Genomic DNA, 17,359 nt, shown 5'->3' with positions numbered 1-17,359 from the left:
GTTCCCGTCGATGCGCCCGCTAGATCTTCAGGTAGATCCGGCGCCGGTCCAGCCACCACACCGGCAGCCACCAGACGGCGACGAAGGCGATGGCCATCGCCAGCGAGGCGGCTTCGGCCCCGGCCAGCGGGGTGATCCAGCGGTCGAACACATTGCCGTACAGCCAACCCCAGCCGCCGGTGCCCAGCAGCGCCAGCACCGTCACCCCGGAGCCGGCGTAGGCGGTGATCGCGTTGACGCCGAAGCGCCGCCCCAGCGGCGGCCACTGCATGCGGTCGATGAGCATGTGCGCCAGCCACAGCGCCGCCAGCGCCCAGCCAGCGGTCCACAGCACGTAGGACGGGGTCCAGAGGTTCTTGTTGAGCGGCTGCCAGGTCGACCAGAGTGCCCCCAGCACCAACAGCACGATGGCCGCGGGCAGCAGGCGCGCCGGGTGACCGTCGCGCAGCAGGGCGCCGGCACGCAGGCCGATCAGGGTCGAGGCCAGCGCGCCGAGCGTCGAAAGCAGTCCTTCGGGATCATGCCCCAGGCCGGTGGCGGTGTCGTACCGGTAAGCCATGTCGCCGAACAGCATGGTGTCCACGCGACTGGGCAGGTTGTGCCACGGCTCGAGGGTGCCACCGGCCGCCAACAGCGCCGCGTAGCCGAACAGCAACAGCAGCAGGCAGGTCCACTGCGTGGCCGCGCGCGACCAGATCGCCAGCACGCCGACGGCGGCGAAACACACGCCGATGCGTTGCAGCACCCCCAGCGGACGGTAATGCGCCAGATCCAGCCACCACCACGCCAGCAGGTGCAGCAGCAGGCCCAGGCCGACGATGCGCGCCGCCCGCACCAGCACGGTGCGGGTCAGCGCGGCGCGGTCGGCGCCCTGCTCGACCCGGGGCACCACGCCCAGCGCGATCGACACGCCGACAATCACCAGGAAGAACGGAAAAACCAGGTCGGTGGGCGTGCACCCATGCCATTGCGCATGTTCCAGTGGCGCATACACATGGCTCCAGGTGCCCGGGTTGTTGACCAGCAGCATGGCCGCGACAGTGATGCCGCGCAGGGCATCGACCGATGCAAAGCGGGTGGGTGTCTGGCTGGATGGGGAACTGGTCATCGAGGGTGTCCCGTGCGATCAGGTGTCGGAAACTGATGGCGATGCGTTGAAAAGCGATTGACCGGCACTTCGGTCTGTTGAAAACAACTGCCGCCTTTGCCGGAACCACACGCAGAGGCCTGTTGCTGTTGCTGTTGCTGTTGCTGTTGCTGTTGCTCGCGATTCTGAATTGCCGGGTTCCCTTCCGCAGTGACGGAGCCGCCGGACAAGACCCCGCAAGGGCCGACGTGCAGGGATGCACGTCGTTTTTCGACGGGACAGGGATGTCGCGTCGAAAAATCCCGGCCGCGGAGTGGACCCACGGCATGTCGGTGCCGTGGGCGCGAAGGCAGGGCGTGCTTTGCCTTGGCTACCTTCTCTTTGCACGAGCAAAGAGAAGTAACCCGCTCACCGAAGCGGGAGCGAAAGCCGTTGCCGTTGCCGTTGCCCAGCGCCGATCAAAACGGGGCTTCGTACGATCAAACGCTACGAGGCTCCGCCCGTCCCCTCCCGCTCCGCGCTCCACGCCAGCGGCGCGGGCGCTCGAAGGGAGAGGAGCTCCCTTACTCCCGCTGCCCCGCGATCCACGTCGCCTGCACCTGCAGGGCGTCATCCAACAACACGAAATCCGCCTGGTAACCCGCCGCGATGTGCCCATAGCGGTCGTCCACGCGCAGGAACTGCGCCGGGTAGGTCGAGGCCATGCGCGCGGCTTCGGCCAGGGGCAGCCCGAGCAGGTCGACGGTATTGCGCACGGCGCTGGCCATGTCCAGCGCCGAACCGGCCAGCGAGCCGGCGGCATTGCGCACCACGCCGTCCACGGCGGTGATCACCTCGCCATACAGCGCGAACGAAGGATCGTCGGCGCCCACCATCGGCATCGCGTCGGTCACCAGCAGCACCTTGCCGCGCGGCTTGGCCGCCAGCGCCACGCGCAGGCTGGCCGGGTGCACGTGCACGCCATCGACGATCACCCCGCACCAGCTGTACGGATCCTCCAGCGCGGCGCCGACCACGCCGGGCTCGCGCCCCTGCAGCGGCGTCATCGCGTTGTACAGGTGGGTGAAGCCGCTGATTCCCGCATCCAGGCCGGCGCGGGTCTGTTCGTAGCTGGCCGCGGTATGGCCGGCGCAGACGATGGCGCCGTTGCCGACCATCGCCCTGATGGTCTCCACCGGAACCCGCTCGGGCGCCAGCGTGATCACGGTGACACCGTTGTCCAGCGAGGTCGCCATCGCCACCTCGTCCGGCCCCGGCACGCGGAACTTGGCGGCGTCGTGGGTGCCCTTGCGTGCCGGCGCGATGTACGGGCCTTCCAGGTGGATGCCGAGGATGCCGGGCACGCCTTCGGCGATGGCCTGGCGCACCGCGGCGATGGCCTGGGCCATCACTGCCGCATCGTCGCTGATCAGGGTCGGCATCATGCCGGTGGTGCCGAAGCGCCGATGTCCGCGCATCATCGTGCGCAGCGACGCCACGTCCGGGGCATTGTTGAGCAATGCGCCACCGCCGCCGTTGACCTGCACGTCGATGAAGCCCGGCAGCAGCCAGCCGCCGCCAAGATCGTGCTGCGGCACGCCCGCAGGCAGCGACGCCTCGGGCAGCACCGCGGCCACCTTGCCGTCCTGCACCAGCACCGCATGGCCGGAGTGGAAGTCGTCGTTGCCCAGGACACGGGCGTTGGTCAATGCGTAGCGGGTCATCTTCTGGTTTCCGGATACCCTCCCGCGTCCGGGGGCGGGAAGGATGAACAACGGCCGCGTCCCTGCCCATGCCGGGGCGGCGGGGGAATGCCCGGACCGCGCCTGGCCGGATCAGGTGCCTGGCTCGCCGGACGCATCGCCCGGCCGGTCGCGCAGGCCGGGGAGTGGCGGTCAGACGGTTTCGGTCACCTTGTTCAGGTGCGGCGGCAGGTCTGGATTATGGCCCCTGCGCAGCGCCAGGGCGTTGATCGCACGGTAGAAGCTCTGCACCGTCAGCAGCGGCGCGCACAGCGGGTGCGGGGCCACCGCCACCGGCAGGTTGCCGCCCTCGCCCGCCAGCCAGACACGCGCGCCGCGCGCGGCGAATTCGTCGGCCAGGGCGCGGGTTCCGGCGCCGGTCTCGTCCGGCTGGGCGAAGGCCAGCACCGGGAAATCCTTGCCCACCAGCGCCATCGGCCCGTGCTTGACCTCGGCCGAGCTGTAGCCCTCGGCGTGCAGGCCGCAGGTTTCCTTGAACTTGAGCGCGGCTTCCTGTGCCGCGGCCAGCCCGGGACCACGACCGACGACGAACAGATTGTGCGCATCGACCAGGCCTTCAGTGAGCGCGGTCCAGTCGCACTGCCAGGCCTGGGTCAGGGCCGCCGGCAGGGCGTCGAGCGCGGCGATCAGGGTCGGGTCGTCGCGCCAGTACGCGCACAGCTGCAGGATCGCGGCCAGCGACGCCAGGTAGCTCTTGGTCGCGGCCACGCTGCGCTCGGCGCCCGCGCCGAGCGGGATCACCGTATCGGCCAGCTGCGCCAGCGGCGAATCCTCGACGTTGACCAGCGCCACCACGCGCGCACCGGCGGCCTTGGCCGCCTCGGCGTTGCGCAGCAGGTCCGGACTCTTGCCGGACTGCGAGATCACCAGGTACAGCGCCCCCTGCAGCTTCTGCCTGGCTTCGTACACCGAGCCCACCGAAGGCGAGGCCGAAGCGGTCACCAGCCCCAGCCGCGTCTCGAACAGGTACTTGGCATAGGTGGCGGCATGATCGGAGCTGCCGCGCGCGCAGGTGACCACGAACGGCGGCGGGTTCTCGCGCAGGTCCGCGGCCAGTGCACGCACGCGCTCCTGGTTGCGGTCGAACTGGGCGGCGATCACCGAGGCGCTGGAAGCGGCCTCGTTGAACATCAGGGTTTCGGTCTCGCTGGGCAACATGGTTCTACTCGGAAAGATCGGGGGAAGGGGTAGGCGGCCGCAACGGCTGCTGGCGCAACGGCGCGGTCGAGCCGCGCACCACCAGCTGCGGCACGAAGCCCTGGTTCTGCAGCTGCAGCGGGTTGTCCTCGTAGGCGTCGGTGCGCAGCTGGCTGATCAGCAGCCGCGCGGCATGCCGGGCGATGTCGCCGGTGGCCTGCTTGGCGGTGGTCAGTGCCGGCCACGACTGGCGCGAGAACGGGCTGTCCTCGAAACCGGCGATCGACAGGTCGTAGGGCACGTTCAGCCCTGCCGAGTTGGCCGCCGCCAGCACGCCGGCGGCGATTTCGTCGTTGGAGCCGAAGATCGCCGTGGGCGGCTCGCGCAGCGCCAGCAGCCGGCGCGCGCCGCGGAAGCCATCGTCGAAGGTGTAGTCGCCGGGAATCACCAGGTGCTTGTCCAGCGGGATGCCGTAGTCCTTCAGCGCCGCCTCGTAGCCGGCATAGCGCTCGCCGCTGGAACGGTGCTCCGGCCCGCCCCACAGGAAGCCGATGCGCTGGTGGCCGAGCTGGATCAGGTGTTCGGTGATCTCGTAGGCGGCATCGCGGTCGTCCACGAACACGCAGGCGCCGTCGGCCGGGTCCTCGGTGGCGGCGATGATCCGCACCGTCTTGATCCCGCGCGCGTTGAGCGCGGCCACCAGCTCCGGGCGCTCGGACATCGGCGCGGTCAGCACCAGCCCGGCCAGGCGCGAACGCTGCACCCAGTCGGCCAGCTCCTCGGCCAGCATCGGCGAGGTCGAGTCGCAGGGATGGATCTGCAGGCCGAAGCCGGTCTCGCGGCAGGCCGACAGCACCCCGTTCTGCACGCCGATGATGTGGTACGGGTTCGGATTGTCGTAGACCAGCCCGATCACGAACGTGGTGTTGCTGCGCAGGTTGCGCGCCGACGGATCCGGCTCGTAGTCCAGCTCGGCGACCGCGCGCAGCACCCGCGCGCGGGTGGCCTGCATCACCGATGGTTCGTTGTTGATGACCCGCGACACGGTCTTGAGCGAGACCTTCGCCCGCTCGGCGACGTCCTTGATGGTGGGCCTGCGCATGACGGTTTCCTGCCTGGACTGACTGGCCGCCATGATGCTCGATTCAGCCGCCATGCGCGCGGCCCGCACGCTGCCCGCTGACAGCGAAATAGAGGATGTACAGGTAGCACGGCACCATCAGCGCCGCGAACACCAGCTGGAAGTCGAAGTGCTGCTTGAGCACCGCGAACGCCTGCGGAATGATCGCGCCACCGGCGATGCCCATCACCAGCAATGCCGAGCCGGTCTGGGTGAAACGGCCCAGGCCGCGGATCGCCAGCGGGAAGATCGCCGGCCACATCATCGCGTTGGCGAAGCCCAGCGCGGCCACGAAGCCCACCGAGACGTAGCCGTGGGTGACGTAGGCGCCCAGCGAGAACACCACCCCGAGCACCGCCGAAACCGCCAGCCAGCGTTCCTGCGAGATGAAGCGCGGGATCAGCACCAGGCCGACCAGGTAGCCGACCAGCATCGCCGTCAGCGTGTAGGAGGTGAACAGCTTGGTCTGGTCCAGCGGCAGGTCGAAGCCATGGCCGTAGGTACCGATGGCATCGCCAGCCATCACCTCGGCGCCGACGTAGACGAACAGGCACAGCACGCCCAGCCACAGGTGCGGGAACTGGAAGATGCTGCGCTTCTCCTGGGCGCCATCGGCGGCCACGGCATTGGCCTCGGCCGCGCGCACTTCCGGCAGCGGCGAGAACAGCACGCCCACCGCCACCAGCAGCAGCACCCCGGCGATGACCATGTAGGGGGTATGGATCTTGGCGGCGAAATCGCTGAGCAGCTGTGCCTTGGTCGCCGCGTCGGCGACCTTCACCTGGGCGTCGAGGTCACCGATGCCGTGCAGCACCAGCGAGCCGATCACGATCGGCGCCAGGATGCCGGCGACCTTGTTGCAGATGCCCATCAGCGCGATGCGCTGGGCCGCACCCTCGATCGGGCCGAGGATCGAGATGTACGGGTTGACCGCCGTCTGCAGCAGCGCCATGCCGCCGCCGATCACGAACAGCCCGCCCAGCGCACCGGCGAACCAGCGCTGGGTCGCGAACTGGCCGAACAGCATCGCGCCCACCGCCATCACCGCCAGGCTCAACGCCAGGCCCTTCTTCATGCCGGTGCGGTTGAGGATCAGCGACGCCGGCAGGGCCAGGAAGAAATAGGACAGGTAGAACACCATCAGCACCAGGAACGCCGACACCTCGCTGACCTCGAAGGCCAGCTTGACGAAGGTGATCAGCGGCCCGTTGATCCAGGTACAGAATCCGAGGATGAAGAACAGACCGCCGACGATGGCGATCGAGGACGCCATGCCGGTGCGCGGCGTGGAGGCGGGAACGGCGGACATTGGCAAGGCTCCTGCAGCTGCGAGAGGGACGGCTCACGCCGACCGGTGGTAACTGGGAACAACGTTGTCACATTTATGGTTGGGTGCCGCCGCATTTGTCAACAACGCGTGCACACGCGACCCGCCGGCGGGCCTACTGCCAGGGTGCGGCAAGGCCATGACGATCAACATGCCCGCCCGGAAAAAACGCAGGATTTGCCGCGCGCGTGCTTTCGATTGCAACCTTTCGGGCAGAGCGGTCGGTGCGCAAAACGGTGCTGCGGCGCAACATCGAAAGTTTCAACTATTCGTTGACATCGTTGTCAGAACGATTACAGACTCGGCTCCCGATGGCGCCTGACGGGCGCTCCCCCAACGCCATAGGGAAACCGAGTGACCGCTGCCGCCCCCACACTGCAGACCTTTCCGCTCGACAGTGCGTCGCGGCCGTTCATGGCCGCCGACGTGGGCGGCACGCATGTCCGCGTCGGCCTGATCCGCGCCGGCGGCAGCGACGGCGGGACGATCGAGATCCTGTCCTACCGCAAGTACCGCTGCGGCGACCACCCCAGCCTGAGCGCGATCCTGTCCGACTTCGGCAGCCATCATCCGCAGGTGGCGCACTGCGTCATCGCCACCGCCGGCTACCCGCTGGCCGATGGCAGCGTGATCTCCGCCAACCTGCCCTGGCCGCTGTCGGCCAGCCGCATCCGCGACGACCTCGGCTTCCAGGCCGTGCACCTGGTCAACGATTTCGAAGCCGTCGCCCACGCCGCCGCCCACATCGACGGCAGCCAGGTGCTGCAGCTCACCGGCCCGGCGCAGGCGCCGCGCGGCCCCACCCTCGTCGTCGGTCCCGGCACCGGCCTCGGTGCCGCGCTCTGGATCCCCGTCGGCGAGCGCTCGGTCGTGCTCGCCACCGAGGCCGGACAGGCCGCGCTGGCCGCCGGCAATGAACTGGAAATGGCCGTGCTGCAGCAGATGCTGCGCAACCGCAGCCACGTCTCCATCGAGCACGGCGCGCTGTCCGGGCCCGGCCTGCTCAACCTCTACAACGCACTGTGCGCGGTGCGCGGCGCCACGCCCGTGCACGTCACCCCCGATGCCGTCAGCGCCGCCGCCTGCGACGGCAGCGACCCGCTCGCGGTCCAGACCCTGGAACTGTTCTGCGGAATCCTCGGTTCCACCATCGGCGACATGGCCCTGCTCTACGGCGTGCAGGGCGGCATCTACCTGGCCGGCGGCATCCTGCCAAAGCTCGGCCCGTTCCTCATCGGCAGCACCTTCGTCGAGCGTTTCCTCAACAAGGGACCCATGGCAAAGGCGCTGCAGCGCATTCCCGTGAAACTGGTCGAGCACGGGCAACTGGGCGTCATCGGCGCTGCCAGTTGGTATCTGGAAAAGTTGGCCACGCAAGCCTCGCAGCATAAGCAACAGATGCAATAGCAAGACCAGAAGTAAAGCGGCACGCCCGTGCCTTTCATTCCGATGTTGAGGAGAGACAACATGCACCGCAAGACCCTGCTTTCGGCAGCCATCGCCGGCTGCCTTGCCTTCAGCGCCCAGGCGCAGGAAGCGCAGCCCAAGGCGACCGACCTGGACACCGTCACCGTCACCGGCATCCGCGGCTCGATGGAAAAGTCGCTGGACACCAAGCGTGAAGCCAATGCACGCGTCGAGGTCGTCACCGCGGAAGATGTCGGCAAGCTGCCGGCGCACAACGTCGCCGACACCCTGCAGCGCCTGCCGGGCGTGAACATCAGCTCGTCCAGCGCCGATGAAGGCGGCTTCGACGAAGCCGACCGCGTCAGCCTGCGCGGCACCAGCCCGAGCCTGACCCAGACCCTGATCAACGGCCACAGCGTCGGCTCGGCCGACTGGTTCGTGCTCAGCCAGGGCAGCAACGTCGGCCGCAGCGTCAGCTACACCCTGCTGCCGTCGGAACTGGTGCGCTCGGTGGAAGTGAACAAGTCCTCGCAGGCCAAGCTGCAGGACGGCGGCACCACCGGCACGGTCAACATCATCACCCGCAAGCCGCTTGAATTCGCCAAGCAGATCACCGCCGAAGCCTCGATCGGCGCGGTGCGCTCGGACCAGGCCAAGTCCAACGACCCGCAGCTCGCCGGCCTGTTCAACTACAAGAACGAGGACAGCACCTTCGGCGTTATGGTGCAGGCGTTCAGCCAGAAGCGCGAACTGCGCCGCGAAGCGCAGGAGCTGCCCTCGGGCTTCTTCCAGATCACCGGCAGGGACGGCAACGGCAACCTCACCGAAGTGGGCCTCAACAATCCGGACCTGATCGGCGCGTACGCGCCGGCCCTGCTCGGCTCGACCCTGTTCGAGCAGACCCGCGAGCGCAAGGGCGGCCTGCTCTCGCTGCAGTTCAAGCCGGCGGACAACCTGACCCTGGGCGTCGAAGGCTTCAGCTCGAAGATGGATGCCAACAACTACAACCGCAATTTCATGTTGTGGGGCGGCAACTTCGCCAATACCGAATCGCCCAAGCCCGGCTATGTGGTCAAGGACGGCGTGCTGACCAATGCCACGTATGCGGGCAAGCCCGGCACCAACTATGCCGTGTACGACATGATCTATCGCGAGGCGACGGCCAAGAGCAACTACCTCACGCTCGACGCCGACTGGCAGGTCAACGACCGGCTCGGCGCCAAGTTCCAGGCCGGTTCCACCAAGGGTGAAGGTTCTACCCCGCGCCAGTTCATCGCCGAGGTGACCCTGGCGGCCGACGCAGGCGCGAGCTGGGCCACCCACGGCATCGGCTCGCCGGTCGACTGGACCCTGGGGGGCGGCACCGACCCGAGCGACGTGACCAGCTTCGGCACCTGGGGCAACCAGCAGGTCACCGCACTGGACAAGGAGAAATGGTTCACCGCCGATTTCAACCAGTACTTCGACAACGGCACCCTGAACTCGATCGATTTCGGCCTGCGCTACGCCGACCACAAGCGCGAGGCGCTGTCCCCGGAAGGCGCCTCGCCGGGTGACATCTGGAGCACGCTCAAGAACGGCGCGACCGCCTCGTATCCGGGCGGCTTCGCCAGCAGCATCGGCGGCAGCTTCCCGCGCAACCTGTGGTACTTCACGCCGGCGGCGCTGAAGGAAGCCATCCTCAAGAACTCCACCTGGCTGTCCGGCAATGACGGCCCCACCGGCCGCCACAACTACGGCGGCGAGTGGAAGGTGGCGGAGAAGAACTTCGCCGGCTACGTGCAGGCCAACTTCTCGGGCGATCGCTGGAGCGGCAACGTCGGCCTGCGCTATGTCAACATCGACCAGGACATCGACACCTACCAGGCCGTCAGCAACCCGGCCAATGCCGACGTCAGCAGCCTGTTCGGCGCATGGAAGGCGCTGTCCTTCAACAACAAGCACAGCCGCGTGCTGCCGAGCGCGAACCTGAAGTTCGACATGGCCGACGACCTGGTGTTCCGTTTCGCCGCCTCGCAGACCCAGACCCTGCCCGACTACTCGGCACTGGGCGCCGCGTCGAGCGGCTCGGACCTGAGCCGCACCGGCAGCGGCGGCAACCCGAAGCTCAACCCGGTGGTCTCGACCAACTTCGATGCCAACCTCGAGTGGTACTTCATGCCGCGCGGCCTGCTTTCGATCGGCGCCTACTCGATGAACCTGAAGGACTACGTCGCCTTCGGCACCGAGAAGCAGATGCTGTTCAGCGAGCTGACCAACAAGCTGGAGGAATACCAGGTCGCGGTTCCGGTCAACTCCAATGGCAAGGTGACCGGCGTCGAACTCGCCTACGAACAGCCGATCGGCGACAACTTCGGCGTCAACGCCAACTACACCTATGCCGACGGCAGCACCTCTCACACCTGGGCCGACGGCAGCAACAACCTGCTCGGCACGTCGAAGAACACCTACAACGTCGGCGGCTACTTCGAGAACGACACCTTCGGCGCGCGGGTGAGCTACACCTACCGTTCGGCGTTCCTGATCGGCCTGAAGGGCGCCAATCCCTACTACCAGGACGATTTCGGCACCCTGTCGCTGTCGCTGAGCTACAAGGCCACCGACTGGATGAGCGTCAGCTTCGATGCGCTGAACCTCAACAACCCGTCGCTGAAGTACTACCAGAGCGCGAGCATTCCGAGCGCGTTCTACAGCAATGGCCGCCAGTACTACCTGAACTTCCGCTTCAAGTACTGATCCATCCCGGCACGCTGCATCGCCGGACAGCATGACGCGCCGGGCCTGGATCATTCCGGGCCCGGCGTTTTTTTTGAGTACCCTCCAGAAAACACAGGAGCTCCGCCCGATGACGAAGTCCCTCCGCATGCGCCACCGCACGACCTGGCTCGGCAGCTGCCTGCTGCTCGGCAGCATCGCCCTGCAGGCCCATGCCGCCGGCAGCGCCCCCATGCCATCGCTGATCCCGCAGCCGGCCCGCTACCAGGCGGGCGGCGGCGGGGACTTCGTGCTGGAAGCCGGCGCCCGCGCCGGCGGCAGCGATGATGCGGCGCGCCGCGCCGCCGGCCAGTTCGTGGAGTTGCTGGCACGCAACGGCGGCCCGACCCTGGCCGTGGCCGACGACGCCGGCCAGGCGCAGGTCCGCTTCCGCCTGGATCCCTCCGCGACCAACACCGCCGAGGGCTATGCGCTGAAGGTCTCCCGCAGCGGCATCGAGATCAGCGCCGGCGACGACGTGGGCCTGTTCTACGGGGCGGTCACCGCCGCGCAGCTGCTCACCGGCGACGTCCCGGGCCGCGTCGCGGCCGCCACCATCGACGACACCCCGCGCTTCCGCTGGCGCGGGCTGATGCTGGATTCGGCACGCCATTTCCAGAGCATGGACGAGATCAGGAAGCTGCTCGACGCCATGGCCCAGCACAAGCTCAACACCTTCCACTGGCACCTGACCGACGACCAGGGCTGGCGCATGCAGATCAAGCGCTACCCGAAGCTGACCGAGGTCGGCAGCTGCCGGGTGCCGCTGGGCGATGCCGGCCGCGACCCGGCCACCGGCGAGCCGCGCCGCTACTGCGGCTACTACACGCAGGAACAGATCCGCGAGATCGTCGCCTATGCCGCACAGCGGCACATCCAGGTGATCCCGGAGATCGACGTGCCCGGGCACGCCACCGCCGCCATCGCGGCCTACCCGGCGCTGGGCACCACCGGCAAGCCGCTGGTCATCGACAACCAGTGGGGCGTGTTCCCCAACCTGTTCAACACCGATGAAGCCACCCTGCGGTTCCTGGAGAACGTGCTGCTGGAAGTGATCGACATGTTCCCGGCGCGCTACGTGCACATCGGCGGCGACGAGGCGGTCAAGGACCAGTGGATCGCCTCGCCGCGCGTGCAGGCGCACATGCGCGCGATCGGCGCGAAGAACGAAATGGAGATGCAGAGCCACCTCATCAAGCGCCTGGAGAAGTTCCTCGAGCAGCACGACCGGCGCCTGATCGGCTGGGACGAGATCCTCGAAGGCGGCTTGCCGCCGGAGGCCACGGTAATGTCCTGGCGCGGTACCGAGGGTGGCCTGAGGGCCGCCAGCGAGGGCCACGACGTGGTGATGACCCCGGTCACCCACATGTACATGGACTACCTGCAGACGTCCTCGCCGAACGAGCCGCCGGGCCGGCCGACCACCATCGAGCTACGCAAGGCCTATGAATTCGAGCCGGTGCCCGCCGGACTGGCCGCCGACAAGCGCCAGCACATCCTCGGCCTGCAGGCCAACATGTTCACCGAGCACACCCGCAGCGACCGCATCCTCGAGCACAACCTGTTCCCGCGCCTGGCCGCGGTTGCCGAGACCGGCTGGAGCCCGGCCGACAAGCGCGACTTCGCCGGCTTCCTGCAGCGGCTGCCGCGCCAGCTGCAGCGCTACCGGGCGATGGGCATCGACTATGCGCAGACCCCGTTCCAGGTGGACATGCACGACAGCGGCGACCGCGCCGCCGGCACCGCCCGGGTCACCCTCGACAACCCGCTCGGCTACGCGGTGCACTACACCCTGGACGGCAGCGAGGTCGGCCCCACCTCGCCGCGCTACACGCAGCCGCTGCAGGTCGGGCTGCCGACCGAGATCCGCGCCGCGGCGTTCTTCCAGGACCGCCCACTGGCAGCCGCCAGCCGCTTCGCCGTCACCGCCGATTCGCTGCTCACCCGCGACGACACCCGGCTCGACCTCTGCCCCGGCGACGGCAAGCTGCTGCTGCGCCTGGAAGACGACGGCCCGGCCGATGGCGAACGCGCGATCTTCAACGTCAACATCTTCAGCCCGTGCTGGCTGTGGCGGGACGCGGACCTGGCCGGGGTGAGCGCGGTGAAGGTCCGTGCCGGCCGCATCCCGTACAACTTCCAGCTCGCCCATGACGAGCCCAGCCGGCGCTTCGCCCCCTCCCGCACCGCGCATGGCGAACTGGAGATCCTGGCCGACTGCAAGGGCACGCCGCTGGTCTCGCTGCCGCTGCCCGCCGCACCGGGCGCCGACGGCTTCGTCGAACTGCAGGCGCCGCTGCGCACCTCCTCGCCACGCGCCGACCTGTGCATCCGTTTCACCGGCGACACCCGGCCCGAGCTGTGGACGCTGGACTGGATAAAACTGGAAAACACGCGCTGAGCACGCACCAGGGGCCACCGGAAACGGTGGCCCCCGTCTTTGTGGGGACCGCCCGGGACAGGTGGCGCCCGGCACGCCGGAGGCCGGCCCGGGTCCAGGCCATGCGCCGTGGAAAGAGGATGCGAAAAAATTTCACAGAATTCAGACGCCCGCCTCCTCATCCACTCTATTTTTACGCATCGTTTCGATTGAAATAATTTTATCCATTGCAATCATTGACTTATTTTGGATTTTGGCCAGTCAAACTATCTGAAAATTTTTTGCAAAGCAGCTTGACATCGTTGTCAGCCAACACCGAAACTCCGGATGCCGCAGCTCCCCATGGATCTGCAGACACTCCGGGGGAACCGCGTGGTCGCCAGCTTCAGTCCAACCCAGCACCTGCCCATCGCCGCGCCGGCCGTGCCGCTGATCGCCGCCGATGTCGGTGGCACCCATGTGCGGGTGGGGCTGGTCCGCGCCACGCCGGACCAGGGCATCGACGTCATCGCCTACCGCCGTTACCGCTGCGCCGACCACGCCGGGCTGGGACCGATACTCGCCGACTTCCATGCCCATGCCCCGGGCGCGCGCGAATGCGTCATCGCCAGTGCCGGCTATGCACTGGCCGATGGCAGCGTGATCTCCGCCAACCTGCCCTGGCCGCTGTCGGCGAGCCGCATCCGCGACGACCTCGGCTTCCAGGCCGTGCACCTGGTCAACGATTTCGAAGCCGTCGCCCACGCCGCCGCCCACATCGACGGCAGCCAGGTGCTGCAGCTCACCGGCCCGGCGCAGGCACCACGCGGCCCCACCCTCGTCGTCGGCCCCGGCACCGGCCTGGGCGCCGCGCTCTGGATCCCCGTCGGCGAGCGTTCGGTCGTGCTCGCCACCGAGGCCGGACAGGCCGCGCTGGCCGCCGGCAATGAACTGGAAATGGCCGTCCTGCAGCAGATGCTGCGCAACCGCAGCCACGTCTCCATCGAGCACGGCGCGCTGTCCGGGCCCGGCCTGCTCAACCTCTACAACGCACTGTGCGCCGTGCGCGGCGCCACGCCCGTGCACGCCACCCCCGATGCCGTCAGCGCCGCCGCCTGCGACGGCAGCGACCCGCTCGCCGTACAGACCCTGGAACTGTTCTGCGGAATCCTCGGTTCCACCATCGGCGACATGGCCCTGCTCTACGGCGTGCAGGGCGGCATCTACCTGGCCGGCGGCATCCTGCCAAAGCTCGGCCCGTTCCTCATCGGCAGCACCTTCGTCGAGCGTTTCCTCAACAAGGGACCCATGGCAAAGGCGCTGCAGCGCATTCCCGTGAAACTGGTCGAGCACGGGCAACTGGGCGTCATCGGCGCTGCCAGTTGGTATCTGCAGCACCGCAGCACCTGACCACGCTCCCACCCACGCAGCAACCCATACCGCCGCACGGGCAGCCGCCCGCGCACCGGCACCCCCCAGCACCCGCGGTTCAACCCACAAACACGCCAATGATGAGGAGAGACATCATGAGGTACCGCAAGTCCGTACTGTCCGCCGCCATCGTCACCTGCCTGAGCTTTTCCGCGCATGCGCAGGAGGCGGGCAAGGAGGCGACCGACCTCGACCGCGTCGTGGTCACCGGCATCCGCGCCAGCCTGCAGCAATCGCTGGAGACCAAGCGCAATGCCGACGCCATCGTCGACGTCATCACCGCCGAGGACGTCGGCAAGTTCCCGGCCACCAACGTGGCCGAGGCGATGACCATCATCCCCGGCGTGACCATCGACCGGGCCTACGGCCAGGGCGAGAAGGTGTCGATCCTGGGCACCGATCCGGCTTTGAACCGCACCCTGCTCAACGGCCAGTCCATCGCCTCCGGCGACTGGAACATGTCCGACTTCCCGACCCGTACCTTCAACTACTCGCTGCTGGCGCCCGAGCTGGTCGGCAAGGTGGAAGTGTTCAAGTCGCCGGAAGCGCGCATCGACGAGGGCTCGATCGGCGGCACCGTGATCGTCTCGACCCGCAAGCCGCTGGACATGCCGGAGAAGGTCAGCCTGTCCGGCCGCGTCAGCTACGGCCGCAACGACCGCGTCGAGAAGACCGATCCCAATGCCTCGGCCGCATTCGCGTGGAAGAACGACGCCGGCAGCTTCGGTGTGATCGTCTCGGCGCAGGCCTCCAACGAGAGCATCCGCCGCGATGGCATCGAGTCCTACGGCATCGTGCGGGCCAAGGACTACATCGCCGGCGTCGGCGGCGCACCGGGCTCGGTCACCAACCTGCCGCCGGACTGGTCCAAGCCGCCGGTCAACGGGGTGCAGCCGACGCTGCCGGCCACCTGCACCGGAACCTGCGCCGAAACGCTGTATGCCAACCCGAACGCGGTCGGCCCCAACTCCACCAGCGCGCATTTCTTCGAGCAGGAACGCGAGCGCAAGACCTACTCGCTGGCGCTGCAGTTCAAGCCGGTCGAGCAGATGAACATCGAGTTGAACGCGCTGAAGATCGACGCCAACTTCGACCACATGGCGCAGTCGATGTTCACCCACCAGGGCAACACCTGGAACAGCCTGAAGACGCTGAGCGACATCACCGTCAAGGACGGCCTGATCACCAGTGCCAGCCACAAGAACGGACTGGTGGTGTTCGACCTGCAGAACCGCCGCGCCAACGTCGAGTCGTCGACCTACGACGTCAAGCTCGACTGGAACGACGAGCGCTGGTTCGCATCCACCCATATCGGCCGCACCAAGGCCGACGGCGGCCCGAAGCAGGTGTTCGGCGAGTTCCTGGCGCGCACCGACTACACCTGGTCCATCGCCGGTGCCCCCGGCAATCCGGGCAGCGTGACCTTCACCGGCAACAACCCGTTCCTCAACCCCGACCAGTTCCAGATGGACGGCGGCTGGGGCGGCGACCCGTCCAAGCCGGGCTGGAACACCGGCTGGGGCGGCAACCTGGTGGAGAAGCCGACCGTGGACAAGGAAACCTACGGCCAGGTCGATTTCGGCATCAAGCTCGATTCGCCGGTCTATCTGCTCCGCTTCGGCTACAAGCAGCGCAAGCACGAGACCCGCCAGATCCAGCAGGGTATCGGCCTGGCGGCCGTGGCGACCTATGGCGATGCCAAGGCGTCGCAGTTCGATCCGCGCGAGCTGCCGGGCAACTATCTCAGTGGCCTCAGCGGTTACGGCGACCTGGGCAAGCGCTTCACCATCGACGGCTGGAAGCTGGCCGACTACATCAGCAGCGGCAAGTGGCTGGCGCCGTGGCAGACCATGCCGGTCGTGTCGCCGTTCAGCGCCGAGGAGTTCGCCCGCAACAACTGGTCGATCAACGAGGACATCGGCGCGGCGTACGTGCAGGCCGACTTCAGCTTCGACAAGCTGCGCGGCAACGTCGGCGTGCGCTACGTGCGTACCGACCTGGAGTCGGGCAGCTACGAATGCAACACCGGCCTGGCCGGGTGCACCAAGCCGGAATGGTCGGCCGAGAAGCTGGCCGCCTCGTACGACCCGGTGGTGAAGAAGAACAAGTACAACAACGTGCTTCCGAACCTGAACCTGGTTTACGACGCCACCGAATCGCTGGTGCTGCGCGCATCCGTCGCCAAGACCATCGCCCGCCCCAACTACACGGACATCTCGTCCTACCTGTGGCTGTCCGACACCGCGCTGACCGGCGGCGGCGGCAACCCGAACCTCAAGCCCTACCAATCCACCAACGTCGACTTCTCCGCCGAGTGGTACTTCGCCGAGAACGCCATCGTCGCCGGCTCCATCTTCTACCGCGACGTGGCCGACTACATCCTCACCGAGTCCACCCCCGAGACGCACTGGAACCAGAACCAGAACAAGAACGACACCTACCTGGTGGACCGCCCGCGCAATGCCGGCGACGCCCGGATCAAGGGTTATTCGCTGGCCTGGCAGCAGAACTTCGGCCTTGGTTTCGGCATCGTCGCCAACTACACCTACTCCGACGGCGAAGCCACCGGCGGCCGCCCGCTGCCGTTCAACTCGAAGAACCAGTTCAACATCAGCCCGTTCTTCGAGAACGACACCTGGACCGCCCGCGTCACCTACGGCTGGCGCGACAAGTACTTCACCAACGTCAGCGCCGGCCGCCAGCTGTGGACGATGGACTATGCCTCGCTGGATGCGTCCATCGCCTTCCGGATCAACGAGAACCTGTCCGTCGGCCTGGAAGGCATGAACCTGCTGGACGAGCAGTACCACTCCTACTCGGGCGTGGAACAGCTCACCCGCGGCGCCTACCTGAGCGGCCGCCGCTACATGGCCTCGCTGCGCTTCGCCTTCTAAAGGCGGGGCACCGGCGCGGAATCCCGATTGCGTTCTTTCTCCTCCAACGGGCCTGGAGCTTTTCCAGGCCCTTTTTTTTACAGTGGCGACCAACCGCCCGC

The 17,359-nt window shown here is 67.6% G+C and carries 10 protein-coding genes; 5 read left to right on the top strand and 5 right to left on the bottom strand.

The genetic code is table 11. The features are described from left to right. Window positions 1–19 precede the first annotated feature (19 nt). The 5 genes from QQA12_RS03095 to QQA12_RS03075 all read right to left on the bottom strand — a co-directional run bounded on the left by QQA12_RS03095 (window position 20) and on the right by QQA12_RS03075 (window position 6,395). Window positions 20–1,108 carry a heparan-alpha-glucosaminide N-acetyltransferase domain-containing protein gene (locus QQA12_RS03095; RefSeq protein ID WP_226050676.1) on the bottom strand — a complete coding sequence of 363 codons (1,089 nt, stop codon included), beginning with the start codon at window positions 1,106–1,108 and terminating at the stop codon, window positions 20–22. A gap of 542 nt (window positions 1,109–1,650) precedes the next feature. Further along, window positions 1,651–2,790 (bottom strand): N-acetylglucosamine-6-phosphate deacetylase, encoded by a 1,140-nt coding sequence (nagA, locus tag QQA12_RS03090; RefSeq protein WP_054662978.1) that lies wholly within the window; start codon window positions 2,788–2,790, stop codon window positions 1,651–1,653. A 171-nt stretch (window positions 2,791–2,961) separates the two neighbouring features. After that, entirely contained in the window at window positions 2,962–3,987 is a 1,026-nt protein-coding gene (locus QQA12_RS03085) for an SIS domain-containing protein (protein WP_054662975.1), read from the bottom strand. Window positions 3,988–3,991: 4 nt separating this feature from the next. Continuing rightward, on the bottom strand, window positions 3,992–5,068 hold the full coding sequence (locus QQA12_RS03080; RefSeq protein ID WP_056931820.1) for a LacI family DNA-binding transcriptional regulator: 1,077 nt from the start codon (window positions 5,066–5,068) through the stop codon (window positions 3,992–3,994). 43 nt (window positions 5,069–5,111) lie between these two features. Next, the gene (locus QQA12_RS03075; protein WP_054662972.1) at window positions 5,112–6,395 is read right to left on the bottom strand and encodes a sugar MFS transporter; all 1,284 of its coding nucleotides are present in this window, start codon (window positions 6,393–6,395) and stop codon (window positions 5,112–5,114) included. Window positions 6,396–6,827: 432 nt separating this feature from the next. Here QQA12_RS03075 and QQA12_RS03070 point away from each other — a divergent pair, with 432 nt between their 5' ends. The 5 genes from QQA12_RS03070 to QQA12_RS03050 all read left to right on the top strand — a co-directional run bounded on the left by QQA12_RS03070 (window position 6,828) and on the right by QQA12_RS03050 (window position 17,258). After that, window positions 6,828–7,820 carry a glucokinase family protein gene (locus QQA12_RS03070; RefSeq protein WP_226050748.1) on the top strand — a complete coding sequence of 331 codons (993 nt, stop codon included), beginning with the start codon at window positions 6,828–6,830 and terminating at the stop codon, window positions 7,818–7,820. Window positions 7,821–7,880: 60 nt separating this feature from the next. Beyond that, window positions 7,881–10,556 carry a TonB-dependent receptor gene (locus QQA12_RS03065; protein ID WP_226050677.1) on the top strand — a complete coding sequence of 892 codons (2,676 nt, stop codon included), beginning with the start codon at window positions 7,881–7,883 and terminating at the stop codon, window positions 10,554–10,556. Between the two features lie 109 nt (window positions 10,557–10,665). Continuing rightward, window positions 10,666–12,975, top strand: coding sequence for a family 20 glycosylhydrolase (locus QQA12_RS03060; protein ID WP_226050678.1), 2,310 nt, complete (start codon window positions 10,666–10,668; stop codon window positions 12,973–12,975). Window positions 12,976–13,296: 321 nt separating this feature from the next. Continuing rightward, complete coding sequence (locus tag QQA12_RS03055; protein ID WP_226050679.1) at window positions 13,297–14,343, top strand: glucokinase family protein; 1,047 nt, start codon at window positions 13,297–13,299, stop codon at window positions 14,341–14,343. A 116-nt stretch (window positions 14,344–14,459) separates the two neighbouring features. Further along, window positions 14,460–17,258, top strand: a complete 2,799-nt coding sequence (locus QQA12_RS03050; protein ID WP_226050680.1) for a TonB-dependent receptor — start codon at window positions 14,460–14,462, stop codon at window positions 17,256–17,258. Window positions 17,259–17,359: the final 101 nt, after the last annotated feature.

This window comes from Stenotrophomonas sp. 17(2023) (assembly GCF_030345315.1).
Taxonomy (GTDB): domain Bacteria; phylum Pseudomonadota; class Gammaproteobacteria; order Xanthomonadales; family Xanthomonadaceae; genus Stenotrophomonas; species Stenotrophomonas acidaminiphila.
Note: the sequence above shows the minus strand (reverse complement) of the source record. Positions and strands in the feature narration are given on the sequence as shown.

Bases quoted from the DNA above. Each gene is read 5' to 3' on its own strand.
- QQA12_RS03055 (WP_226050679.1), top strand. From the start codon at position 13,297: ATGGATCTGCAGACACTCCGGGGGAACCGCGTGGTCGCCAGCTTCAGT.
- QQA12_RS03065 (WP_226050677.1), top strand. From the start codon at position 7,881: ATGCACCGCAAGACCCTGCTTTCGGCAGCCATCGCCGGCTGCCTTGCC.
- QQA12_RS03070 (WP_226050748.1), top strand. From the start codon at position 6,828: ATGGCCGCCGACGTGGGCGGCACGCATGTCCGCGTCGGCCTGATCCGC.
- QQA12_RS03050 (WP_226050680.1), top strand. From the start codon at position 14,460: ATGAGGTACCGCAAGTCCGTACTGTCCGCCGCCATCGTCACCTGCCTG.
- QQA12_RS03085 (WP_054662975.1), bottom strand. From the start codon at position 3,987: ATGTTGCCCAGCGAGACCGAAACCCTGATGTTCAACGAGGCCGCTTCC.
- QQA12_RS03075 (WP_054662972.1), bottom strand. From the start codon at position 6,395: ATGTCCGCCGTTCCCGCCTCCACGCCGCGCACCGGCATGGCGTCCTCG.
- QQA12_RS03080 (WP_056931820.1), bottom strand. From the start codon at position 5,068: ATGCGCAGGCCCACCATCAAGGACGTCGCCGAGCGGGCGAAGGTCTCG.
- QQA12_RS03095 (WP_226050676.1), bottom strand. From the start codon at position 1,108: ATGACCAGTTCCCCATCCAGCCAGACACCCACCCGCTTTGCATCGGTC.
- nagA (WP_054662978.1), bottom strand. From the start codon at position 2,790: ATGACCCGCTACGCATTGACCAACGCCCGTGTCCTGGGCAACGACGAC.
- QQA12_RS03060 (WP_226050678.1), top strand. From the start codon at position 10,666: ATGACGAAGTCCCTCCGCATGCGCCACCGCACGACCTGGCTCGGCAGC.